The organism is Duganella sp. Dugasp78 (genome assembly GCF_059491455.1).
Map to the genome: position 1 here is coordinate 3,560,305 of NZ_CP168506.1, position 23,594 is coordinate 3,583,898.

At 68.8% G+C, this 23,594-nt stretch carries 22 protein-coding genes; 15 read left to right on the top strand and 7 right to left on the bottom strand.

Features of this window, described 5'->3' with window-relative positions; translation table 11 throughout:
- Positions 1-5: 5 nt before the first annotated feature.
- Positions 6-575: a hypothetical protein gene (locus ACEN9O_RS15760; RefSeq protein ID WP_495612823.1), complete on the bottom strand. Its 570-nt coding sequence runs from the start codon at positions 573-575 to the stop codon at positions 6-8.
- Positions 576-690: 115 nt separating this feature from the next.
- Here ACEN9O_RS15760 and greB point away from each other — a divergent pair, with 115 nt between their 5' ends.
- Together greB and ACEN9O_RS15770 are read left to right on the top strand one after the other, a co-directional pair.
- On the top strand, positions 691-1,257 hold the full coding sequence (gene greB / locus ACEN9O_RS15765) for a transcription elongation factor GreB (RefSeq protein ID WP_495612824.1): 567 nt from the start codon (positions 691-693) through the stop codon (positions 1,255-1,257).
- 83 nt (positions 1,258-1,340) lie between these two features.
- Positions 1,341-1,943 (top strand): transposase, encoded by a 603-nt coding sequence (locus tag ACEN9O_RS15770; protein WP_495612825.1) that lies wholly within the window; start codon positions 1,341-1,343, stop codon positions 1,941-1,943.
- 91 nt (positions 1,944-2,034) lie between these two features.
- On the opposite strand, the gene ACEN9O_RS15775 is transcribed toward ACEN9O_RS15770, so the two are convergent.
- The 4 genes from ACEN9O_RS15775 to ACEN9O_RS15790 form a co-directional block, all read right to left on the bottom strand.
- Positions 2,035-4,365 (bottom strand): RelA/SpoT family protein, encoded by a 2,331-nt coding sequence (locus ACEN9O_RS15775; RefSeq protein ID WP_495612826.1) that lies wholly within the window; start codon positions 4,363-4,365, stop codon positions 2,035-2,037.
- Between the two features lie 113 nt (positions 4,366-4,478).
- Positions 4,479-4,682 carry a DNA-directed RNA polymerase subunit omega gene (gene rpoZ, locus ACEN9O_RS15780; protein ID WP_056443456.1) on the bottom strand — a complete coding sequence of 68 codons (204 nt, stop codon included), beginning with the start codon at positions 4,680-4,682 and terminating at the stop codon, positions 4,479-4,481.
- 24 nt (positions 4,683-4,706) lie between these two features.
- Positions 4,707-5,345 carry a guanylate kinase gene (gmk, locus tag ACEN9O_RS15785; RefSeq protein WP_495612827.1) on the bottom strand — a complete coding sequence of 213 codons (639 nt, stop codon included), beginning with the start codon at positions 5,343-5,345 and terminating at the stop codon, positions 4,707-4,709.
- 83 nt (positions 5,346-5,428) lie between these two features.
- On the bottom strand, positions 5,429-6,181 hold the full coding sequence (locus tag ACEN9O_RS15790) for a DUF72 domain-containing protein (protein ID WP_495612828.1): 753 nt from the start codon (positions 6,179-6,181) through the stop codon (positions 5,429-5,431).
- Positions 6,182-6,350: 169 nt separating this feature from the next.
- Between ACEN9O_RS15790 and ACEN9O_RS15795 the strand changes: the two genes are divergently transcribed.
- Genes ACEN9O_RS15795 through ACEN9O_RS15840 form a run of 10 tightly spaced genes read left to right on the top strand, consistent with a single transcriptional unit; the run spans position 6,351 to position 18,212 of the window.
- Positions 6,351-6,803: a chemotaxis protein CheW gene (locus ACEN9O_RS15795; RefSeq protein WP_495612829.1), complete on the top strand. Its 453-nt coding sequence runs from the start codon at positions 6,351-6,353 to the stop codon at positions 6,801-6,803.
- Complete coding sequence (locus ACEN9O_RS15800; RefSeq protein WP_495612830.1) at positions 6,793-8,109, top strand: CheR family methyltransferase; 1,317 nt, start codon at positions 6,793-6,795, stop codon at positions 8,107-8,109. The genes ACEN9O_RS15795 and ACEN9O_RS15800 overlap by 11 nt, the downstream gene beginning before the upstream one ends.
- On the top strand, positions 8,109-8,720 hold the full coding sequence (locus ACEN9O_RS15805; protein WP_495612831.1) for a chemotaxis protein CheW: 612 nt from the start codon (positions 8,109-8,111) through the stop codon (positions 8,718-8,720). The genes ACEN9O_RS15800 and ACEN9O_RS15805 overlap by 1 nt, the downstream gene beginning before the upstream one ends.
- Positions 8,721-8,734: 14 nt before the next feature.
- The gene (locus ACEN9O_RS15810; RefSeq protein WP_495612832.1) at positions 8,735-10,672 is read left to right on the top strand and encodes a TOL_0244 family TonB-dependent receptor; all 1,938 of its coding nucleotides are present in this window, start codon (positions 8,735-8,737) and stop codon (positions 10,670-10,672) included.
- Entirely contained in the window at positions 10,660-11,226 is a 567-nt protein-coding gene (locus tag ACEN9O_RS15815) for a YfiR family protein (protein ID WP_495612833.1), read from the top strand. Before ACEN9O_RS15810 ends, ACEN9O_RS15815 begins: the two co-directional genes overlap by 13 nt.
- Complete coding sequence (locus ACEN9O_RS15820) at positions 11,227-12,999, top strand: sensor histidine kinase, YfiR-like protein-associated (protein WP_495612834.1); 1,773 nt, start codon at positions 11,227-11,229, stop codon at positions 12,997-12,999.
- A gap of 15 nt (positions 13,000-13,014) precedes the next feature.
- Entirely contained in the window at positions 13,015-15,306 is a 2,292-nt protein-coding gene (locus ACEN9O_RS15825) for a hybrid sensor histidine kinase/response regulator (RefSeq protein WP_495612835.1), read from the top strand.
- Positions 15,303-16,376 carry a chemotaxis-specific protein-glutamate methyltransferase CheB gene (gene cheB, locus ACEN9O_RS15830; RefSeq protein WP_495612836.1) on the top strand — a complete coding sequence of 358 codons (1,074 nt, stop codon included), beginning with the start codon at positions 15,303-15,305 and terminating at the stop codon, positions 16,374-16,376. The genes ACEN9O_RS15825 and cheB overlap by 4 nt, the downstream gene beginning before the upstream one ends.
- Positions 16,373-17,821: an ATP-binding response regulator gene (locus ACEN9O_RS15835; RefSeq protein ID WP_495612837.1), complete on the top strand. Its 1,449-nt coding sequence runs from the start codon at positions 16,373-16,375 to the stop codon at positions 17,819-17,821. The genes cheB and ACEN9O_RS15835 overlap by 4 nt, the downstream gene beginning before the upstream one ends.
- Before the next feature lie 28 nt (positions 17,822-17,849).
- A complete protein-coding gene (locus ACEN9O_RS15840; protein ID WP_495612838.1) occupies positions 17,850-18,212 on the top strand; it encodes a response regulator in 363 nt (120 codons plus the stop codon).
- Between the two features lie 9 nt (positions 18,213-18,221).
- On the opposite strand, the gene ACEN9O_RS15845 is transcribed toward ACEN9O_RS15840, so the two are convergent.
- Both ACEN9O_RS15845 and ACEN9O_RS15850 read right to left on the bottom strand, forming a co-directional pair.
- Positions 18,222-19,607, bottom strand: a complete 1,386-nt coding sequence (locus tag ACEN9O_RS15845; RefSeq protein ID WP_495612839.1) for an NCS2 family permease — start codon at positions 19,605-19,607, stop codon at positions 18,222-18,224.
- A gap of 259 nt (positions 19,608-19,866) precedes the next feature.
- Positions 19,867-20,757, bottom strand: coding sequence for a YicC/YloC family endoribonuclease (locus tag ACEN9O_RS15850; RefSeq protein ID WP_495618482.1), 891 nt, complete (start codon positions 20,755-20,757; stop codon positions 19,867-19,869).
- An 88-nt stretch (positions 20,758-20,845) separates the two neighbouring features.
- Here ACEN9O_RS15850 and ACEN9O_RS15855 point away from each other — a divergent pair, with 88 nt between their 5' ends.
- The 3 genes from ACEN9O_RS15855 to rph are packed head-to-tail and all read left to right on the top strand — an operon-like array spanning position 20,846 to position 23,585.
- Positions 20,846-21,856 carry a serine/threonine protein kinase gene (locus ACEN9O_RS15855; protein ID WP_495612840.1) on the top strand — a complete coding sequence of 337 codons (1,011 nt, stop codon included), beginning with the start codon at positions 20,846-20,848 and terminating at the stop codon, positions 21,854-21,856.
- A 19-nt stretch (positions 21,857-21,875) separates the two neighbouring features.
- Complete coding sequence (locus ACEN9O_RS15860) at positions 21,876-22,838, top strand: PP2C family protein-serine/threonine phosphatase (RefSeq protein ID WP_495612841.1); 963 nt, start codon at positions 21,876-21,878, stop codon at positions 22,836-22,838.
- A 12-nt stretch (positions 22,839-22,850) separates the two neighbouring features.
- Entirely contained in the window at positions 22,851-23,585 is a 735-nt protein-coding gene (gene rph, locus ACEN9O_RS15865) for a ribonuclease PH (RefSeq protein WP_495612842.1), read from the top strand.
- The last annotated feature ends 9 nt before the right edge of the window (positions 23,586-23,594 follow it).

The following is a 23,594-nucleotide window of genomic DNA, read 5'->3' on the forward strand; positions in this document are numbered from 1 at the left end:
GCGGGTTAGCGGGGGCGCCAGCGCGCGCGGAAGCGCCGCAGCAGGCGGCGGAAGCGGGCGATCCAGCCGCGCGGCGACGGCGTGGCGTGCTGGCGCCAGTGGCGCCAGGCCTTGGCCAGCGCGCTGACGCGGCGCCAGGCGCGGGTGGCGCGCAGCCGTTCGATCCAGCGTTCCTTGAGCGCCAGGAACCAGTGCAGCAGCCGGGCGAACCAGACGATGGTCAGCAGCACCGGCCGCGTCAGCAGGAAGATGCGCGCCACCGCGGCCGCGCCGCCGACCTTGGCCAGCACGATGACGAGCAGGCCCAGCAGCGCATGGCCGCGCGTCATCGCCCACAGCGCCAGCAGCTTGACCGGGAACAGCAGCAGCGCCGGCAGCACGAACAGCGCCAGCGCGGCGTAGGGGCTCAGCGTGCAGATCCAGGCCTCCAGCCGGTGCAGCGGCGGCCACGACGACAGCCGCTGCAGCGCGCGCATGCCGACGTCCCACAGCCAGTCCTCCAGCAGCAACAGCAGGGCCGCCAGGTAGACCAGCGGGGCAAACAGCGAGCGGCAGAAGCGGTGGAGGAGTTTCATCGTTGAAGCATTGTTCTATCGCTATCATGATACGTGAAAGCATCGCCGGCGCGGGGAAAAACACCGAACGTGCACAACAGCCACGGCACCGCTCGAAGCCGTTACAATAGCCCGCATGAACAAAGCATTTGTGAAAGAGTCGGAGCAGGACGACGACGAGGAGGCGGCGGCGCTGGCCCTGGCGATCCCGGCCGGGTCGAAGAACTATATCCGGCCGGAAGGCTACCAGCGCATCAAGGACGAGCTGTTGCAGCTGATCGACGTCGACCGGCCGGAGGTGGTGCGCATCGTGCACTGGGCCGCGTCCAACGGCGACCGCTCGGAAAACGGCGACTACATCTACGGCAAGCGGCGGCTGCGCGAGATCGACCGCCGCATCCGCTTCCTGACCAAGCGCATGGACTCGGCCGCCATCGTCGACCCCAGCGTGCACCACGGCAGCGACCAGGTGTTCTTTGGCGCCACCGTCACGTATTGCAACCAGCTCGATGAAACGCGCACCATCACCATCGTCGGCATCGACGAGCTCGATCCGCTGAACGGCAAGATCAGCTGGGTGGCGCCGGTAGCGCGCGCGCTGACCAAGGCGCGCGAAGGCGACGTCATCACCTTCCAGGCGCCGCATGGCGTGGAGGAGCTGGAGATCCTTGAAGTGAGTTATCCGGCTCCGGCCGCCGATTAGAGCCTTGCGGGCAGCGTTGGTTGAGCGCGGTCAGCAAGCACCTGGGTGGCTTGGCTATGCTGGCTCACTTTGGGGGATAAATCATGCCTCGTCACGCGCGCTTGATCTTGCCGGGAGTTCCGCTACACGTTATCCAGCGTGGACATGACAGACAGCGGTGCTTCTTCATCGATGATGATTTTGAGACTTACAGGCGGTGGTTGCATGAGCAGGCATTGATGCATGGGTGTCTGCTGCACGCCTATGTCCTCATGAGTAATCACGTGCATTTGCTGGTGTCGGCCAGCGATGCGGGTGGGCTTGCAGGGATGATGAAGGGGGTTGCACAACGCTACGCGCAGTTTTTTAATAACGTTCATCATTGCAGCGGAGCGCTGTGGGACGGGCGCTACAAGAGTTGCGTGGTGCAGACGGAAGCGTATTTTTTGGTATGTCAGCGCTACATCGAGCTCAACCCGGTGAGGGCTGGCATGGTGAGGTTTCCAGGTAATTATCGCTGGTCCAGTTACAGAGCGAATGCGGAAGGGCGGCCGGACGTTTTGCTGAGTGAGCATTCGATATATCAGCGGCTGGGTCTGACGCCGGCGGAGCGGCGGCAAGCGTATATGCGGCTGTTCCAACAGGACTTGACGCGGGAGCAGATAGCGCTAATCAGGTCGTCGAGCAATAGTGGCAAACCGTTGTGAGGACCACCCCCGCAACCCTAAGCGATACGCATGATTCACCACTTAGGGGTCGGACCCCGTATGGGGTCCGACCCCGCCTGGCAGTGCGGGGTCAGCTGCGCTCGCGCAGGATGCGGTTGACGCCGGCCACGCGGCGCACGTTGCGCAGCAGGCCCGCCAGGTGCACGCGGTCCTTCACCTGGATGGTGAAGCGCAGCTGGTGCAGCACGTGTTCCTTGTCCTCGTCCATGCCGACATAGGTGATGTTGGCGTCGGACTCGCCGATCTCGGCCGCCACGCGCGCCAGGATGCCCTTCTCGTTGTTGATCAGCAGCTTGATGCGGCTGTCGAAACGGCGGTTCAGCTCGGTGCCCCACTTGACCGCGATCCAGCGGTCCGGCTCCTTGAGCTTCTGGCGCTTGGCCAGCACGCAGTCGCCGGTGTGCACCAGCAAGCCCTGGTCGCGCCGCAGCTGGCCGATGATGGAGTCGCCCGGGATCGGCAGGCAGCACGGCGCCAGTTGCACCGACACGCCCTCGCTGCCGCAGATGGTCACCGGATCGAGCTCGGCCGCGCTGTTGTGGTCGACCGGCGCGCTGGCCGATTCGCCGCCGCGCAGGCCGAAGATGTGGCGCGCCACCAGCGCCGCCATGCGCTTGCCGATGCCGATGTCGGCATACAGCTCGTCGAGCGACTTGGCGCTCGACTCGTTGAGCAGGCGCTCGACCAGGTGCTCTTCCAGCTCCGGATTGATGCCCAGCGAGCTCAGGGCCTGCGACAGCAGCTGCTCGCCCAGCGTGATCGATTCCGGCAGGTTGATGGTGCGCAGGTGGTGGCGGATCGCCGAGCGCGCCTTGCCGGTGCGCACGAACGACAGCCACGTCGGGCTCGGCCGCGAGTTGGCGTCGGTGACGATCTCGACGATGTCGCCGTTGCGCAGCTCGGTGCGCAGCGAGGCCGGCTCGTTGTTGATGTTGACCGACACCGTGTGGTCGCCGATGCCGGTGTGGATCGAATACGCGAAGTCGATCGGCGTGGCGCCGCGCGGCAGCGCGATGATCTTGGACTTGGGCGTGAACACGTACACCGAATCGGGGAACAGGTCGACCTTGACGTGCTCGAGGAATTCGGCCGAGTCGCCGGTCTGCTGCTGGATGTCGAGCAGCGACTGCAGCCAGGCGTGGGTGCGCTGCTGCATGTCCGACAGGTTCGAGTCGCCGTTCTTGTACAGCCAGTGCGCGGCCACGCCCGATTCGGCGGTGCGGTGCATTTCCTGGGTGCGGATCTGGAACTCCACCGGCGTGCCGTACGGGCCGATCAGCGTGGTGTGCAGCGACTGGTAGCCGTTGAGCTTGCGGATCGCGATGTAGTCCTTGAACTTGCCCGGCATCGGCTTGTACAGCGAGTGCAGGGTGCCCAGCGCCACGTAGCAGTTCGGGAAGCTGTCGACCACCACGCGGAAGCCGTACACGTCGAGTACCTGCGAGAACGACAGGTGCTTGCTGCGCATTTTCTTATAGATGCCGTACAGGGTTTTTTCGCGGCCGTAGACCTCGGCCTCGATATTGGCCATGGACAGCGTGTTCTTGACCGACTCGAGGATCTTCTTGACCACCTCGCGGCGGTTGCCGCGCGCCGCCTTCACGGCCTTGGCCAGCGTGCGGTAGCGCAGCGGGTACAGGTGCGAGAACGACAGGTCCTGCAGCTCGCGGTAGATGTTGTTGAGGCCGAGCCGGTGCGCGATCGGCACATACACTTCCATGGTCTCGCTGGAGATGCGCGCCTTCTTGGCCGGCGCCATCACCTCCATGGTGCGCATATTGTGCAGGCGGTCGGCCAGCTTGATCAGGATGACGCGCACGTCCGAGGCCATGGCCAGCAGCATCTTGCGGAAGTTCTCCGCCTGCGCCTCGATCTGGCTCTGGAACTCGATCTTCTCCAGCTTGGACAGGCCGTCGACCAGGTTGGCCACCGGCGCGCCGAAGCGCTCGATCAGCTCGTCCTTCTTGACGTCCTGATCCTCCATCACGTCGTGCAGCAGCGCCGCCATGATGGCCTGGGCGTCGAGCTTCCAGTCGGCGCAGATCTCGGCCACGGCGATCGGATGCGAGATATAGGGCTCGCCCGACTTGCGCACCTGGCCCAGGTGCATCTCGTCCGAGAAGCGGTAGGCTTCCTTGACCTTCTTGAGGTCGGCGGCGGTCATGTACTCGGCCAGTTTTTCGGTCAGGTGCGTGACCGAGGCTACGCCCGCGGTCAGGGTGGGCGTGGCCAGGGGCGACGAAGAAATCACAGGCGGGATGGGAGCTGGTGCGGATGAGGCGAGGGTGGTGGTGCTATCCCCTGCGTCGGCGCCTGATGTGGTCGCAGCCGGCGCAGGGGCCGGCTGGTTGGCCCGGACGGGCTTGCCACTCAGTGTCGGATCGGCAGGGATCAGATTCATACGTTTGCGTTCCGTCTCGATGAGAATGTGAAATGAAAATATTCAATACCAGAATATCCCATACTTACTGACTAACCGCACCATTCACATTGTTCGGGAACGCCGGGCCCAACTTACATTGGGACCTTTTTCAACATTTCCAGGCCGACCTTGCCAGCGGCGATTTCACGCAGGGCGACGACGGTCGGCTTGTCCTTGGCTTCGACCTTGGGGGTGTGGCCTTGCAGCAGCTGGCGGGCGCGATAGGTCGCGGCCAGGGTCAGCTGGAAACGGTTAGGGATATTTTTCAAACAATCTTCAATCGTAATGCGGGCCATCTTAACTCCTAAAATCTTGTGTATTTATTCAGCGTGGATACCCAGTTGGGCAAAGAGCGAGGCATTGCGCGCCGCTTGTTGCGCAAACCGGCAACGGGCCGCTCTGACAATCGCCGTCAGTTCCGACAGGGCGACTGCAAATTCTTCGTTGATGATAGCATACTCGAACTCGGGAGCGTGGGCGATTTCGCCGCCCGCCGCCAGCAGCCGGCGCGTGATCACATGGGGCGCGTCGGTGGCGCGTTTCTGCAGGCGTTCCTCGAGCGCGTCGATCGACGGCGGCAGGATGAAAATGCCGGCCGCCTGCGGGAACTGCTTCTTCACCTGGCGCGCGCCCTGCCAGTCGATTTCCAGCAGGATGTCGGTGCCGGTCTTCATCTGCTGCTCGACCATGATGCGCGAGGTGCCGTAGTAATTGCCGTGCACCTCGGCCCACTCCAGGAACTCGCCGGCGTCGGCGCGCTGGACGAAATCCTCGGCGTTGGTGAAGTAGTATTCCTTGCCGTGGGTCTCGCCCGGACGCGGCGCGCGGGTGGTGGTGGAAATCGACAGCTTGATGGTCGGTTCCTGCGCCAGCAGCGCATTGACCAGCGTGGACTTGCCGGCGCCCGAGGGCGCGACGACCATGAACAAGCTGCCGGCGAATGAGTTGGTTGAGCTCATGTCTCTCTTTCGAAAACGTCAACGGGCGCACGACTGCGTCGCCCAAAGATGTATTTTACCAAGAGCAAGCTCTTGCATCCAATTTACAGCAGTGAGAGCAGGTGCATGGCGGCGGCCGGCGCGCGTTCCTTGGCGCCGTTGATGAAGTAGACGTAGGCGTCGCCGGACTTGGCGCCTTGCTGCCATTGGTGCGCCTGCGCGGCCCACTGCTTGAGCGCCGGCCTGGTGTAGCCGGTCTCCACCTCGCTTTGCGCGTTCATCAGGCGCGCGTAGGCGAACTCGCCGGTGAGCTCGGCCAGGTTGGGGTACTTGGGCGAGTCGGTGATCACGGTGGCGATCTTGTGCTTGCGCGCCAGCTGGTAATAAGCGTCGCACAGGAAGCTGTCGTGGCGGGCGTCGAGCACGTGGCGCAGCTTGCGCGTGCCCAGCTTGGCGGGCAGCAGCTGGAAGAAGGCCTGCAGGTCGTCGGGGTCGAATTGCTTGGTGGCGGCCAGCTGCCACAGGATCGGACCGAGCTTGTCGCCCAGTTCGTCCAGGCCGCTGCCGATGAAGCGTGCTATCGATTCGCCGGCCTCGGCCAGCACCCTGCGGTTGGTGGCGAAGCGGCTGGCCTTGACCGAGAAGACGAAATCGTCCGGCGTCTGCGCGGCCCAGGAGGCGAAGTGCTCGGGCTTGGCTGTGCGGTAGAAGGTGTCGTTGATTTCGATGCTGGTGACCTGGCGGCTGGCGTACTCCAGCGCCTTCTTCTGCGGCACGCCTTGCGGATAGAAAGTCTCGCGCCACGGCGCGTAATCCCAGCCGCCTATGCCCACCCGCACCGTGCCTGTTTTCGCCATGCGCCGCCCTCCCAGTCGATCCGCCGATGATAGCGCAGATGCCTGTCGCCCGCATTGTTGTAAAAAGCCGATAGCGTGACAATTGGATGGATTTCTTGTGATTTCTGTATCACAATTAATCGCAAGCATTCCTCACTCACCTGAGCAGGATCGACCGGGCTAAACCATCGTGCCACAGCTGCTGATTTGGACCCTGGAAGGACAACGCTACGCGCTGCCGCTGGCGGCGGTGGAGCGGGTGGTGCGTGCGGTCGCTGTGACGCCCTTTCCGGCGGCGCCCGGCGCGGTGTGCGGCGTCGTCAACGTGCAGGGACAGGTGGTGGCCGTGATCGACCTGCGGCGCCGGCTGCAACTGCCGCAGCGCGCCGTCGCGCTGAGCGACCAGATGGTGTTGGCGAGCAGCGCGCGCCGGCGCCTGGCGCTGATCGCCGATGCCGTCGACGGTGTCGCCGAGTGCGCCGACGAGGCCCTGGTGGCGGTCGGCTCGATTGTTCCCGACGCCGGGTGCCTGAGCGGCGTCATGAAGCTGGACGACGGCATGATCCTGATCCACGACCTGGATCGCTTCCTGTCACTGGACGAGGAGTTGGCTCTCGAGAAGGCGCTATCCGATGCTGGTTGACCGCGATACCGAAGCCCTGCCGTCCGATGCCTTGCTGACGGCGTTCAGCGGCTGCATCACGCAGCACCTGGGCCTGCATTTCCCGCGCGGACAATGGCCCGAGCTGGTGCGCGCCGCGCAGGCGCTGGACCGCGCCGGGCCCGCCGCCTGCATGCGGCGCCTGATGGCGGCGCCGCCCACCCGCGAGCAGATCGAACAACTGGCCCAGCAGCTGACCGTCGGCGAGACCTATTTTTTCCGCGAACCGGCCGTGTTCGACGCGCTCGAGCACGAGGTGCTGCCGCCGCTGATCGCCGCGCGCCGCGCCGCCGGCCGCACGCTGCGCATCTGGAGCGCCGGCTGCTGCACCGGCGAGGAACTGTATTCGGTGGCGATCCTGCTGCAGCGCCTGATTCCCGACCTGGCCGACTGGCGCGTCAGCCTGCTCGGCACCGACGTCAACCCCGGCTTCCTGCGCAAGGCCGAGCAGGGCTGCTACCGCGACTGGTCGTTCCGCGCGGTGCCGGCCTGGCTGCAGCAGCGCCACTTCGGGCCGCCGCAGGACGGCCTGCGCGCCATCGCGCCGGCGCTGAGGCGCGGCGTGCGCTACGACTACCTGAACCTGGCGGCCGACCTGTTTCCCGGCCCGGAAAGGGGGGCGCCGCCCATGGACCTGATCCTGTGCCGCAACGTGCTGATGTATTTTGAGCCGGCCAGCGCCGCGCGCGCCTTGCAGCGGCTGGGGGGCGCGCTGGCGGCGGACGGCTGGCTGGCGGTCGGCATGGCCGAGGCCGGCCACGCCCTGCTGGCGCCGTTCGAGCCGGTGCGCTTTCCCGCCGCCGTGCTGTACCGCCGGCGGCCGGCCGAGCTCCGGCCCGAACCAACGCCGGCCGCGCCGGCGCCCATCGTGATCGCGCCCAGCGTCGCCGCGCCGGCCCCCGCGCTGGCGTTGCGGGCCCGCCTGTGCGCCGACCGCGGCCTGCTGGACGACGCCAGCCTGTGCTGTGCCGCCGCGATCGCCACCGACAAATGCGACCCGGCGCTGCGCTACCTGCGGGCGCTGATCCTGGAAGAACAAGGCCGTACCGCCGAAGCCATCGGCGCCCTCAGGGACGCGCTCTATCTCGACCCGGACTTCGTGCTGGCGCATTTCACGCTGGGCAGCCTGTGCCGGCGCAACGGCGCGGCGCGCGCGGCGCAGCGCCATTTCGCCAACGCGCTGGAACTGCTGCGCGGGCAGGCGCCGGACCAGGTGCTGGCGCACTCGGGCGGGGTGCGCGCCGGCGAACTGGCCGAGCTGATGCGCGTCGGCGGCGGGGCCTGCTGATGCCGGGCCGGCGCCAGGGCATGGACTGGGAGCGGGTGCGCGCGCGGCTGGCGGCGGCCGCCGCCATGGCGCGCCAGCAGAACGCGGCGCCGCCGGAACACCAGCGCGCGCTGCTCGAAGCGCGCGCGCGGCAGCTGGCGCAGGTGCCACCGGCCGCGCCGGCGCCCGACGCCGAGACCGAGGTGCTGGAATTCATGCTGGCCCAGGAGCGCTATGCGCTGGAAATGCGCCACGTGCACGAGGTGCACGTGCTGCGCGACCTGACGCCGCTGCCGTGCACGCCGGCCTTCGTGCTGGGCATCGTCAACGTGCGCGGGCGGATCTTGTCGCTGGTCGACCTGAAGCGTTTTTTCGGCCTGCCGGAGCAGGGCTTGACGGACCTGAACAAGATCATCGTGCTGCGCGGCGGCGCCATGCGCTTCGGCCTGCTGGCCGACCAGATCCTCGGCGTGAACCAGCTGCTGCTGGCCGCATTGCAGCCGCCGCCGCCCACCCTGGGCGGCATCCGCGCCGATTACCTGAAGGGCGTGACCGCCGCCCGCCTGATCGTGCTGGACGGTGGACGCCTGCTGTCCGATCCGGCGATGGTGGTGGAGCAGCAAGTAGTCTGACCAAGGAGATGCCGATGGAGCTTTTATCGATACCGCAGTGCCGCTTGCCCCCGCTGTGGCTGGGCGCGGGCCTGCTGTGCTGGGCCGCCGGCGCGGCGGCCCAGCAGCTGCCCAGCCAGCTCTCGCGCATGAGCATCGAGGAGCTGGCTGAAATCCCGATCACCTCGGTGTCGAAGAAGGCCGAGTCGCTGGGCGACGCCGCCGCCGCCGTCTACATCATCACCGGCGAGGACGTGCGGCGCAGCGGCGCCACCAGCCTGGCCGAGGCGCTGCGGCTGGCGCCCAACCTGGAGGTGGCGCGCAGCAATGGCACCACGTATGCGGTCACCGCGCGCGGCGGCAGCAACGGCAACGGTAACAAGCTGCTGGTGCTGATCGACGGCCGGGTGGTCTACAACCCGCTCAACGCCGGCGTGTTCTGGGAAGCCCAGGACGTGATGATGGAGGACATCGAGCGCATCGAGGTGATCAGCGGTCCCGGCGGCACGCTGTGGGGCTCGAACGCGGTCAACGGCGTGATCAACGTGATCACCCGCAGCAGCAAGGATAGCCAGGGCACGCTGGTGTCGCTGGGCGGCGGCAACCAGGAGCGCGGCGTCGCCGTGCGCCAGGGCTGGCGGCTGGGCGAGGACGCCAGCATGCGGCTGTACGCCAAGGGCTTCCGGCGCGACGCCAACCAGACCGTGGCCGGCGCCGCGGCCGGCGACGGCTGGTCCGGCCGCCAGCTCGGCTTCCGCGCCGACTGGGGCGGGGCCGACAACGGCGCCACCTTGCAGGGCGACCTGTACGACCGCCAGCTGGACCAATATGGCGGCAGCGAGCGGCACCGCTCCGGCGGCAACCTGCTGGCGCGCTGGGAGCGCGCGCTGGCCGACGGCGCGGCGCTGCAGGTGCAGGGCTACTACGACCGCGTCAACAACCTGATACCGGGCGCGATCATGCTGGGCGAAGCGAACGACACCTACGACCTCGAGGCCCAGCACCGGCTGCCGCTGGGCGCGCGCCAGGAGCTGGTGTGGGGCGGCGGCTTGCGGCTGTGGCGCAGCACCGCCACCAACGGCGCGTTCCTGAAGTTCCTGCCCGAGCAGGTGACGACCCACCTGGCCAATCTGTTCGTGCAGGACACCATCGCGCTCGACGAGCGGTGGAAGCTGACGCTGGGCGCCAAGGCCGAGCGCAATACCTACACCGGCCTGGAATTCCAGCCCAATCTGCGGCTGGCGTGGAAGCCGGACGCCCATTCGCTGCTGTGGACCGCGCTGTCGCGGGCGCTGCGCACGCCGTCGCGGGTGGACCGCGAGGCCTATCTGTTCGGCATCCCGGGCGCGGCCCTGCGCGGCGGGCCGAACTTCCGCTCCGAGCGGCTGACCGCGCTGGAGCTGGGCTACCGCTCCCAGCCCACCAGCCGGCTCTCGTATTCGGTCAACGCCTACTACAACAAGTACGACGATCTGCGCGCCATCGAGGCGGGCGCGGCCAAGGGCACGCTGGAGGTCGGCAACCAGGCCGAGGGCAACGCCGCCGGCCTGGAAATCTGGGGCAACTTCCAGGTCAACCGCGACTGGCGCCTGAGCGCCAGCCACACCCTGCTGCGCGAGCGCGTCAGCCTGCAGGCGGGCGCCAGCGGGCCGCCGCCGGCAGGCGGGCCGGGCACGCTGCTGGGCAACGACCCGGCGCACCGCTACACGCTGCGCTCCAGCCACGACCTGCCGCGCGGCGTGGAACTGGACCTGTCGCTGGACCGGGTGGCGGCCTTGCCCTATCCCTCGGTGCCGGCCTACACCTCGCTTGACGTCCGCCTGGGCTGGCATCCGTCCGCGCGGCTGGAATTGGCGCTGAGCGCGGTCAACCTGCTGAACCGGGGCCACGCCGAGTTCGGCAGCGCTGCCGGCACCTCGCCGCGTGCCGTGTTTGAACGCACACTCGACCTGCAACTGCTATGGAAATTCTGACCCGCCTGCCGCGCGCGCTGGCGCGTTCGGCGTTGTTGCTGCCTCTGCTGCTGGCGCTGGCGTTGGCGCTGGCCCCGCCGGCCGCCTGCGCGGCCGAGGCCGAGTCGGTGGAATACGCGGTCAAGGGCGCCTACCTGTACAAGTTCGGCCTGTACGTCGAGTGGCCGGCCGGCACCTTTGCGGCACCGGCCAGCCCGCTGGTGCTGTGCGTGGTGGGCGACGACCCGTTCGGCGCCGCGCTCGACGGCGCCATCAACGGCGAGCATGTCGACAGCCACCCGCTGCAGCTGCGGCGCCTCAAGAGCCTCACGCGCGAGGCCGGCTGCCACGTGGCCTACCTGGGCGGCATCGAGGCGCCGCACGAGCCGCTGCGCGGGGTGCTGACCGTCAGCGAGGCGCGCGGCGGCGGCGTGATCAGCTTCGCGCTCAAGGACAACCGGGTGCGCTTCAGCGTGGACGACGAGGCGGCCGCGCGCAACGGCCTGGTGATCAGCTCCAAGCTGTTGAACATGGCGCTCAGCGTGAAGCCGCGCGCGGGCAAGGAGGGCCGTTGAATGCACTGGTTTATCGACAGTCCGATCCGGCGCAAGCTGATGCTCATCACCGTGCTGGCCAGCGCCATCGCCCTGCTGATGGCCGGCCTGGTGATCGTCAGCTATGACGTCTACACCTACCGCGCCCAGAAGCAGCAGGAGATCGCGGTGCAGGCCGAGATCCTGGCCGCCAGCGTGGCGCCGTCGCTGGTGTTCAGCGACCCCAAGGCGGCGCAGGAATACCTCAACGCGCTGCAGGCCAACCCGGAGATCGCCGCCGCCGCGCTGTACGCGGCCGACGGCGCGCCGTTCGCCAGCTACGCCCGCCCGGACCGCCAGGCGCTGCCGCTGCCGGCGCGCGCCGAGGCGCAGGGCCGGCGCTTCGTCGGCGACGAGCTGGTGGGGTCCTGGCCGATCCGCGAGAAGCAGCGCCAGGTCGGCAGCGTCTACCTGCGCATGAGCACCGAGCCGATGGCCACGCGGCTGGTGCGCTACGGCGGCATCATCCTGCTGGTGATGGTCGGTTCGCTGCTGATCTCGCTGCCCAGCGCGCTGCGGCTGCACAAGGTGATCGTGCAGCCGATCCGCGACATCGCCGAGGCGGCGCGGCTGGTGGCGGCCGGCGAGATCGTGGTGCGGCCGGCCGGGCGCGCGCGCGCCGACGAGATCGGCCTGCTGCAGGACAAGTTCCGCGAGATGGCGCTGTCGCTGCAGGAGAAGGTGGAGGTCGCCACCCGCATCGCCTCGGGCGACCTGCTGCTGCAGGTGGTGCCGCGCTCGGCGCAGGACGCGCTGGGCCTGGCCTTCGCGGCGATGGTCGACAACCTGCGCGAGAAGGCCGCCGCGGCCGAGCGCATCGCCACCGGCGACCTGACCGGGGTGCTGGCGCCGCAGTCCGGGAACGACGTGCTGGGCAAGGCCTTCGCCGCGATGGTGCTCAACCTGCGCGAGATGAACCGCGAGATCGGCGAGGGCGTCGACGTGCTGGCGGCGTCGTCGAGCGCGATCCTGGCCGGCACCACCCAGGTGGCGGCCGGCGCCAGCGAGGCGGCGGCGGTGATGAGCGAGACCTCGGCCACGCTCGACGAGGTCAAGCAGACCGCGCTGATGGCCAGCCAGAAGGCCAAGAACGTGGCCGAGGCGGCGCAGAAGGCGGCCCAGGTGTCGCAGACCGGCAAGCGCTCGGTGGAGGAGTCGATCGACGGCATGCAGCAGATCCGCGAGCAGATGGAGCTGATCGCCGAGAGCATCATGCGGCTGTCCGAGCAGAGCCAGGCGATCGGCGAGCTGATCGCCAGCGTCAACGACCTGTCCGAGCAGTCCAACCTGCTGGCGGTGAACGCCTCGATCGAGGCCGCCAAGGCCGGCGAGCACGGCAAGGGTTTCGCGGTGGTGGCGCAGGAGGTCAAGAGCCTGGCGGCGCAGTCCAAGCAGGCCACGGCCCAGGTGCGCACCATCCTGGGCGACATCCAGAAGGCCACCGGCAGCGCGGTGCTGGCCACCGAGCAGGGCGCCAAGGCGGTCGAGCTGGGCGTGCGGCAGTCGCGCGACGCCGGCGAGGCGATCCGCCAGCTCACCGAGAGCATCGGCGACAGCGCGCTGGCGGCCAGCCAGATCGCGGTGTCGGCGCACCAGCAGCTGGCCGGCATGGACCAGCTGGCGCTGGCGATGGAGAACATCAAGACCTCGACCACCCAGAACATGGCCAGCACGCGCCAGGCCGAGGCGGCCGCGCACGACCTGCATGCGCTGGGCCAGAAGCTCAAGGCGATGGTCGGGCGGTATCGGGTGTAAAGCGAAGAGGGGCGCATGGCCACGGACGACGAACAATTCCTGCAGCGCCTGCTCGAGACCTTCCGGCTGGAGGCGGACGAGCATGTCGGCGCCATGTCGACGCTGGTGCTGGAGCTGGAGCGGCCCGGCGAGCCCGATCGCGCGGCCGGCCTGGTGGAGACGCTGTTCCGCGAGGTGCACAGCCTCAAGGGCGCGGCGCGCGCGGTCAACCTGGCCGACATCGAGGCCGTGTGCCAGGCGCTGGAGAGCGTGCTGGCGCTGCTCAAGCGCGCCCGCTGCGCGCCGCCGGCGCCGCTGTTCGAGCTGCTGTACCGCACCATCGACGTGCTGCGCGGGCTGCTCGACGGCGGCCATTATGAGCTGGGCGGGTTGCTGCAGGCGCTGCTGGAGGCGCAGTACGGCATGTCCACGCCGCCATCGGCCGCCGGTGGCGCGCCGTCGATGCCGCCGGTGTCGTCGTCGCTGCCGATGCCGGCGGCCACCGCAGCGCCATCGGTGCTCGCGCCGCCCGCCACCGCCGCCATGCCGGAGCCGGAGCAGACGGTGCGCATCTCCACCGCCAAGCTGACCGCGCTGCTGCTGCAGGCCGAGGAGCTGCTGGCCTTCAAGTTCAGCGCCGAGCACCAGGCCGACGACCTGCGCGCGCTGCACGCTGAGCTGGACGGCTGGCGCAAGCACTGGAGCCGCACCGTCGCCGAGGCGCGCGCCATCGGCCGCGCGCAGGAGCGCCGCCAGGGCGCGGCCGGCGCACACCGCCAGGGGCAGTCGCTGCAGCGCCTGCTGGAGGCGGTCGAGCGCGACGCGCTGCTGGCCAAGACCGCGAGCGAGCGTTTCGTGCAGATCGAGCGCAGCGCCTGGCAGGAGCGGCGCGCGCTGGCCAGCATGGTCGACAATTTGCTGGAAGACATGAAGCGCACCCTGATGCTGCCGTTCTCCACGCTGCTGGAAATGGCGCCGCGCCTGGTGCGCGACCTGGCCCACGACAGCGGCAAGCAAGTCGAGCTGCGCATCGACGGCGCGGCGATCGAGATCGACCGCCGCATCCTCGAGCAGATGCGCGATCCGCTGGTGCACCTGCTGCGCAACGCGATCGACCACGGCATCGAGACGCCGGCCGAGCGCCGCCAGGCGGGCAAGCCGGAACGCGCGCGGCTGGCGATCGAAGTGCTGCCGCGCGACGGCGACAAGGTCGAGCTGCTGGTCAGCGACGACGGCCGCGGCATCGACCCGCGCCAGGTGCGCGAGCGCGCCGTGCGCGACGGCCTGCTGGCGCCCGAGACCGCCGCGGCGCTGAGCACGGCGCAGATGCTGGCGCTGGTGTTCGAATCGGGCGTCTCCACCAGCGCCATGCTGACCGACCTGTCCGGGCGCGGCCTGGGGCTGGCGATCGTGCGCGAGAAGGCCGAGAAGCTGGGCGGCAGCGTGGCGGCCGAGGCGGCGCCGGGCGGCGGCACGCGCTTTCGCATCGTGCTGCCGGCCACGCTGGCGACCTTCCGCGGCCTGCTGGTGACCACGGCCGGCCGCCAGTTCGTGCTGCCGTCGCGCCATGTCGAGCGGGTCGCGCGCGTGCTGCCGGAATCGGTGCAGAGCGTCGAGGGCCACCCCACCGTGGTGCTGGAGGGCGAGGTGCTGGCGCTGGTGCAGCTGTGGCGCGTGCTGGGGCTGACAGCGCCGTCGGCGCCGTCGGGCTATCTGACGCTGGCGCTGCTGACCAGCGGCAGCCGCCGCATGGCCTGCCTGGTGGATGCGGTGCTGGGCGAGCAGGAGGTGCTGGTCAAGGGCCTGGGGCCGCAGCTGCGGCGGGTGCCCAACATCGCCGGCGCCACCGTGCTGGGGGCGGGCCAGGTGGTGCCCATCCTGCACGTGGCCGACCTGCTGAAGTCTGCGCTGGGCGCGGGCGTGGGCGGCGCGCCCCTGCCGGCGCCGGCGGCGCAGGCCGCGCGGCCGTCGCTGCTGGTGGTGGAGGATTCGATCACCTCGCGCGCGCTGCTCAAGAACATGCTGGAGGTGGGCGGCTACCGCGTGACGGTGGCGGTCGACGGCGTCGACGCGCTGAGCGCGCTGCGCGGCGGCAGCTACGACCTGGTGGTGTCGGATGTCGAGATGCCGCGCATGGATGGCTTCGACCTGACCGCCAGCATCCGCGCCGACCGCCGGCTGGCCGAGCTGCCGGTGGTGCTGGTGACGTCGCTGGCCTCGCGCGAGCACCGCGAGCGCGGCGTCGACGTCGGCGCCAGCGCCTATATCGCCAAGCAGGGGCTGGAGCAGAACAATCTGCTGGCCACCGTGCGCAGGCTGCTGCGATGAACGCCCCGCGCACCGCCGCGATCCGGGTGCTGGTGGTGGACGATTCGCCGGTGGCGCGCGAGCTGCTGGCCTACCTGATCAATTCCGATCCGGCGCTGACGGTGATCGGCATGGTGGCCGACGGCGAGCAGGCGGTGGAGGCGGCCGCGCGGCTGCGGCCGGACGTCATCACGATGGACATCCACCTGCCGCGGCTGGACGGCTACGCCGCCACCCGGATGATCATGGAGAGCAGCCCGACCCGCATCGTGATGGTCACCGCCAGTCCGGTCGCGCACGACGTGGCGGACAGCTTCCGGGTGCTGGAGGCGGGCGCGCTGGCGGTGCTGGCCAAGCCGTCCGGGCCCGGCCACCCGGAGCACGCGCAGATCACCGAGGAGCTGCTGCGCACCATCAAGCTGATGGCCGAGGTCAGCGTGGTGCGGCGCTGGCCGCGCAGCGAACGCTGGGGCGCCGCCGCGCTGGTGCCGCCGCCTCCGCAGCCGGCCGGCACCCCGCTGCGGCTGGTGGCGATCGGCGCCTCGACCGGCGGCCCGCTGGCGCTGCACACCGTGCTGGCGCACCTGAAGCGGCCGTTTGCCGCGCCCATCCTGGTGGTGCAGCATATCTCGCCGGGCTTCGTGGCCGGCCTGGTCGAATGGCTGGGGCGCGGCTGCGGCGGCGCGGTGCAGGTCGCCCGCCATGGCGAGCTGGCGCTGGCCGGCAACGTCTACCTGGCGCCCGACGATGCCCACCTGACGGTGCGGGCGGAGGGCGGCGTGGCGCGCATCGCCCTGTCGGACGCGCCGCCGGAGCACGGCGCGCGGCCGGCGGTGGCCAACCTGTTTCGTTCGGCGGCGGCGTTCGGAGCGGGCGCGGCCGGTGTACTATTGACCGGTATGGGGCGCGACGGCGCGCAGGAACTCAAGACCATGCAGGAGGCCGGCGCGCTGACCATCGCGCAGGACCGGGACAGCGCGATCGTCAACGGCATGCCGGGCGAGGCGGTGCGGCTGGGCGCCGCGCGCCACGTGCTGGCGCCGGCAGCGATCGCCGGATTGTTGAACAGCTTGACGCCGGGGGCGCCATGAACACCGATGTGGCGCCAGCCGGCGCCGAGATCCTGATCGTCGAGGACAGCCGCACCCAGGCCGAGCACCTGCGCCACCTGCTGGAGCGGCAGGGCTACGCGGTGCGCGCGGCCGCCAACGGCCGGCTGGCGCTGGCGGCGATCGCCGAGCGCGCGCCGGCGCTGGTGCTGTCGGACATTGTGATGCCGGAAATGAACGGCTACCAGCTGTGCCGGGCGGTCAAGGCCAATCCCGACTGGCGCGCCATCCCGGTGGTGCTGATCACCTCGCTGTTCGACCCGGAAGACATCGTGCGCGGCCTCGAATGCGGCGCCGACAATTTCATCCGCAAGCCCTACGCCCCGGCCTACCTGCTGGCGCGGCTGGAGCAGGTGCTGACCAACCGCCGGCTGCGCCGGCAGACCGACCCGGACCAGGGCATCGTGCTCTACCTGAACGGGCGCGAGCACACCATCCATTCGGAGCGCCAGCAAATCCTCGACCTGCTGGTGGCGACCTACGAGCAGGCGGTGCAGGTGAACGGCGAGTTGCAGTCGCGCGAGCAGCAGGTCAACGACCTGAACCTGCAGCTGCGCCGCCACACCGCCCAGCTGGAACACTCGAACCGGGAAGTCGAGCGCAAGAACGCCGAGCTGGAGGCGTCCAACCGCGAGATCGCGCGCCAGAACGTCGAGCTGGGCGAGGCCAACCGCATGAAGTCGGCCTTCCTGGCGAATATGTCGCACGAGCTGCGCACGCCGCTCAACGCCATCAACGGCTTTTCCGAGGTGCTGCGCAGCGGCATGGCCGGCAAGCTGACGGCGCAGCAGGAAGAATTCGCCGGCAACATCCTGCTCAGCGGCAAACACCTGCTGGCGGTGATCAACGACGTGCTGGACATGTCGAAGATCGAGGCCGGCATGATGACGCTGGAGCTGGCGCCGGTGGACATCGCGGCGCTGCTGGGCGAGTGCCTGGTGGTGGTGCGCGAGCGCGCGCTGCGCCAGCGCATCGTGCTGCAGCTGGAGACGACGCTGGCCGCGCCGGTGCCGGCCGACCGCCGCAAGCTGACCCAGGTGGTGCTGAACCTGCTCTCGAACGCGGTCAAGTTCACCCCCGACGGCGGCAGCGTGACGCTGCGCGCCAGCCGGGTGGCGCCGGCGCGGCTGGCCGGCATGGCGCTGATCGGCGGCGGCGCCGCGCTCAGGGCGGACCCGGACGGATATCTGGAGATCAGCGTGACCGACAGCGGCATCGGCATCGCCGCCGACGACCTGCCGCGGCTGTTCCGCCAGTTCGTCCAGCTCGACAGCAAGCTGTCGCGCCTGTACGAGGGCACGGGCCTGGGGCTGGTGCTGGTCAAGCAGCTGGTGGAGCTGCACGGCGGCGCGCTGGCGGTGCACAGCGCGCCGGGTGCCGGTTCGGAGTTCATCCTGTGGCTGCCGTGCGGCGGCGCCGGTCTATGAGAGAGGCAGCGGCTGGCCGCTGGGCGCGATGGCAACTATCCTGATCGTCGAAGACAACCCGTCCAACATGCTGCTGGCGACCTTCCTGCTGGAGCACGCGGGCCACCAGGTGCTGCAGGCGAACGAGGCCGAAAGCGCGCTGCGGCTGGCGCGCGAGCGGCTGCCGGACCTGATCCTGATGGATGTGCAACTGCCGGGCATGGACGGGCTGGAGGCGACCGGCACGCTCAAGGCCGACGCGCGCACCGGCGCCATCAAGGTGCTGGCCTTCACCAGCTTCGCGATGGCGGGGGATGCCGACCGCATCCGCGCGGCCGGCTGCGACGGCTATATCAGCAAGCCGATCAGCGTCGAGGAGTTCGTGGCGCTGATCGAGGAGGCGCTGGCCTGAGTCTGCGGATCAGATGGCCCAGCCGCCGGCGTAGAACACGGCCAGCGCGATGGCGATGGCGACGGTGCCGACGTTGAGCTTGCGCCATTCGCCCGCCAGCAGGCGGCCCACCACCAGCGTGCAGAAGCCCAGCATGATGCCGGTGACGATGTTGCAGGTCAGCAGGATGAACACCGCGCACACCAGGCCGGACAGCGCATCCAGCTTGTCGTCCATCTTCATGTGGGCGACGCTGCCCAGCATCAGCAGGCCGACATACATCAGCGCCGGCGCGGTGGCGTACTGCGGCACCAGGCCGGCCAGCGGCGAGAAGAAGATCAGGCCGAGGAACAGCACGCCGACCACGGCGGCGGTCAGGCCGGTGCGGGCGCCGGCGGCGGTGCCCACCGTCGATTCGATGTAGGCCGCGGCCGGCGCGCCGCCCACCAGCGAGGCGAAGATGGAGCTCAGCGAGTCGGCCGTCAGGGCCCGGCCGCCGTTGCGGATGTAGCCGTTCGGCTCGACCTGGCCGGCCTGGCCGGCCACCGCGCGGATGGTGCCGGTGGCGTCGAACACGGCGGTCATCACCAGCGCCAGCACGCTGGGCAGCACGGCCACGCTGAGCGCGCCGCGGATGTCCATGGCACCGATCAGCGAGGCGTGACCGGGCGCGCTCAGCTGCGGCATGGCGAACACGCCGGTGAAGTGCACGGCCGGGTCGAACGCCAGGCCCAGCGCCGACAGCGCGACCACCACCAGCAGGATGCCGCCGGGCACCTTGCGCTGCTCCAGGCCGAAGATCGCGGCCAGGCCCAGCATGCTCATGACGACCGGGAAGGAGGTGATCTTGCCCAGCGCGACCGGCAGGCCGGCGCCGGCGTTCTTGACCACCAGGCCGACGTCGCTGGAGGCGATCATCAGCAGGAACAGGCCGATGCCCACGCCGGTGCCGTGCGCCACGCCGGCGGGCAGGTTCTGCAGGATCCACGAGCGCACGCCGGTGACCGAGATCGCCGTGAACACCACGCCCATCAGGAACACCGCGCCCAGCGCCACGGCCGGCGACAGGCCCTTGCCCAGCACCAGGCCGAAGGCGGTGAAGGCGGTCAGCGAGATGGCGCAGCCGACCGCGATCGGCAGCCTGGCCCACACGCCCATCAGCAGCGAGCCGACGGCGGCGGTCAGGCACACGGCGACAAACACGGCGCTGACATCGAAGCCGGCCGCGCCCAGCATGCCGGGCACGACGAAGACGGAATACACCATGGCCAGGAAGGTGGTGACGCCGGCCACCACCTCGCGCCGCGTGGTGCTGCCGCGTTCGGTGATCTGGAAGTACTGGTCGAGCCGGGTGAGGGGGACGGCAGGCGTGGCTGGCTCGCGCACGGGGCGCAGTTGTGGCTGGGCTGATGACATGATGGTGCTGCTCCTGTTGTTGTCCGCCTAGGCGGCCGGTGCGGCCGTCCTGGGCAGTGTCTCGTTATGGGTATTGCAAGGAGAGCTTAGGGGAAAGCGTGCTGGCGCTGCACGGCGGCGGTCGATACCTGTCATAGCCGTACGCATATTGCATTTGCCGGGGATGGGGAATCCCCTATGAGGAGGGTGGCCGGGCGGCCGGCCGCCACGGCGCGCCGGGTGCGGCAAGTCGGCGCGGTGTGGCGGCGGATGGACAGGCTTATTCCAGGTTCTGCACCTGTTCGCGCATCTGTTCGATGAGCAGCTTGAGTTCCATCGAGGCGTCGGCCAGTTCCTTGACCGAGGCCTTGGCGCCCAGCGTGTTGGCCTCGCGGTTCAGTTCCTGCATCATGAAGTCCAGGCGCTTGCCGACCTGGCCGCCTTTCTTCAGGATGTGGCGGGTCTCGGTCAGGTGCGCCGACAGCCGGCCCAGCTCCTCGGCCACGTCGATGCGGATGCCGTACAGGATCACCTCCTGGCGGATGCGCTCCAGCGCGTCCTGGCGCGACAGCGCCGAGTTCGAGCCCTGGCAGGCCAGGCCCAGCGCGTCCTGCATGCGCTCGACGGCTTTCTGCTGGAACGCCGCCACCACCTGCGGGATCAGCGGCGTGATGCGCTTGACGATCGCCTCCATCGCCTCGATGCGCGAGGTCAGCATGGTTTCCAGCGCCGCGCCTTCGCGCTGGCGGCTGTGGACGAAGGCTTGCACGGTGCGCGCGGTCAGCGCGGCGACGTCGGCCTGCAGCGATTCCTGGCCGATCTGGGCTTCCTCGATCACGCCGGGCCAGCGCAGCAGCTCGGCCACCGACATGGTGGGGGCGGCCGGGAAATGGCCGCTCACTTCGGCCTGCAGGCGTTGCAATTCGGTCAACAGCGGCAGGTTCAGCGCCTGCGAGCCGCTGCTCGCGGCCTTGCGGCCAAAGCTGAGGCGCAATTCGACCTTGCCGCGGGTGATCGCCGCCATGATTGCCGAGCGCAAATCGGGTTCAAGCGCTCGCAAATCGTCGTTTATTCGAAACTGAAGGTCTAGAAATCGCGAGTTGACACTCTTGATTTCGATAGTCAGTGTTCCCGCCGCACTTTCACTGGTGGCGACCGCGTAGCCCGTCATACTGGAAATGCTCAATGGATGTCCCCGATTTAATCTTTACAAAACAGTGATTTATCCACACAATCCGGTTGTTGAGGCGAGGAACTCTATGGCTGCACAAAACAACGCCCCGTTACCCGATGGTCTGGAAATTGCTGGATATCGCATTGTAAAGAAAATTGCGTCCGGTGGGTTCAGTATTGTTTACCTGGCGTACGACGGTGACGGCGTCGCGGTGGCGATCAAGGAATATTTGCCCAGTTCTTTGGCCTTGCGGCAGGAGGGCGAACTGGTGCCGGCCATCTCCAAGGCGCATCTGCCGGTGTTCCGCATCGGCCTCAAGTGCTTTTTCGAGGAGGGCAGGGCGCTGGCCCGCATCTCCCATCCCAACGTGGTGAGCGTGCTCAACTTCTTCCGCGCCAACGAGACCGTCTACATGGTGATGGCCTACGAGTCCGGCCATTCCTTGCAAGAACATATACAAAGGCAGCGCAGCAAGGGCAGCAAGGTGGGCGAGGCCTTCATCCGCACCATCTTCCTGCAGGTGCTCAAGGGCCTGCGCGAGGTGCACGCCAACAAGCTGCTGCACCTGGACCTGAAACCGGCCAACATCTACCTGCGCACCGACGGCACGCCGATGCTGCTGGACTTCGGCGCGGCCCGCCAGACCGTCAACAACGACATGCCGACCCTGACGCCGATGTACACCCCCGGCTTCGCCCCGCCCGAGCTGTACGCCAAGACCGGCGGCCTGGGGCCGTGGTCGGACGTGTACAGCATCGGCGCCTCGATGTTCGCCTGCATGGTGGGCTCGCCGCCGCAGCCGGCCGACCAGCGCAAGACCGGGGATAAGATGGCCGGCCACTTCGACAAGCTCGAAGGCCTGTACACGCCGGAGCTGGTGAAGATGGTGCGCTGGTGCCTGGAGCTGGACCCGCTGGAACGCCCGCAAAGCCTGTTCGCGCTGCAGAAGGTGCTGCAGGCGGCTGCCGCGGCCGCGCCCGCCGCACCGCCGCCGCCGCAGGGCGTGATCGATAAACTGGGCCTGCGCGGGCTGGCTGACCGGCTGGGCGGCCTGGCCAGGTCCAAGCCCAAGGCCGGACCCGATACGCTGATCTAATTCGACAAGAGGCTGAACCATGCAATTCTCCGTGTATCAGGAAAGCCACATCGGCGGCCGCAAGGTCAACCAGGACCGCATGGGCTACAGCTTCACCCGCGACGCGCTGCTGCTGGTGCTGGCCGACGGCATGGGCGGCCACCTGCGCGGCGAGATCGCCGCCACCGTGGCGCTGCAGACCATTTCCTCGCTGTTCCAGCAGCAGGCCACGCCGTATGTGAAAAAGCCGCAGCGCTTCCTGGAGGAGGCTCTGCTGGCCGCCCACCACGACATCCACCGCTACCGCGCCGAGCACGGCCTGCCGGAGACGCCGCGCACCACCGTGGTCGCCTGCCTGATCCAGCACAACACGGCCACCTGGGCGCACTGCGGCGATTCGCGCCTGTACTGGATGCGCGACGGCCAGATCCTGGCGCGCACGCGCGACCACTCGCACATCGAAAGCCTGATCGCCAAGGGCCTGGCGCAGCCGTCCGAGCGCGCCACCCATCCCGACCGCAACAAGCTGTACAACTGCCTGGGCGCCGACAGCCTGCCGAAAGTGGAGATCTCCGGCGGCGCCGGCATGCTGCCGGGCGACCTGATGCTGTTGTGCTCGGACGGTTTGTGGTCTATGCTGCCGGACGACGAATTGCTGCGGCGCCTGCACAGCCAGACCGTGGTGCGCGCCGTGCCGGACCTGCTGCAAGCGGCGCTGGGCGCGGCGGGCAGCGCCAGCGACAACGTCACCGCGCTGGCCATCATGTGGCAGGGCAGCTCCGTGATCGACAGCATGGGCGTGATGACCGCGGCCGAGCTGTCGACCGTGATCTCGACCGAAGCCCTGCCGCAGGACCTGCACAGCACCACGATCAACAGCGCGCCGGTGCCGGAGCAGCCAGCCGCGCCGGCGGCGGTCGACGCCTTCGACGACGATGAAATCGAGAAGGCCATCGCCGAGATCCGCGGCGCCATCGAAAAATCCTCCCAAATACTGAAATAAGGAATACTGTTTATGCCATTTGAATCCCGTCCGAGCGGCCGCGCCGTCGATGCGCTGCGCACCCTGCGACTGACCCGCGACTATACGAAGCACGCCGAAGGCTCGGTGCTGATCGAATGCGGCGACACCAAGGTGATCTGCACCGCCAGCATCGAGGAAAAGGTGCCGGGCTTCCTGAAGGGTAAAGGCCAGGGCTGGATGACGGCCGAATACGGCATGCTGCCGCGCTCGACCCACACCCGCATGGACCGCGAGGCCGCGCGCGGCAAGCAGTCCGGGCGCACCCAGGAGATCCAGCGCCTGATCGGCCGCTCGCTGCGCGCCGCGTTCGACCTGGAAGCGTTCGGCGAGCGCACGCTGCATCTCGATTGCGACGTGATCCAGGCCGACGGCGGCACCCGCACCGCGTCCATCACCGGCGCCATGGTGGCGGCGTACGACGCCTTCTCCAGGCTGGTGGCGCGCGGCGTGCTGCCGGCGATCCCGTTGAAAAGCTTCGTGGCGGCGATCTCGGTCGGCGTCTACCGGGGCATGCCGGTGCTGGACCTGGACTATGTCGAGGATTCCGGCTGCGACACCGACATGAACGTGGTGATGAACGACGCCGGCCACTTCATCGAAGTGCAGGGCACGGCTGAAGGCGCCGCCTTCGACCGCGCCGGCATGAACCGCCTGCTGGACCTGGCGCAGGGCGGCATCGCCGACCTGATCAAGCTGCAGAAGCAGGCGCTGGGCCTGGCCGCCTGAGCCGGCAAG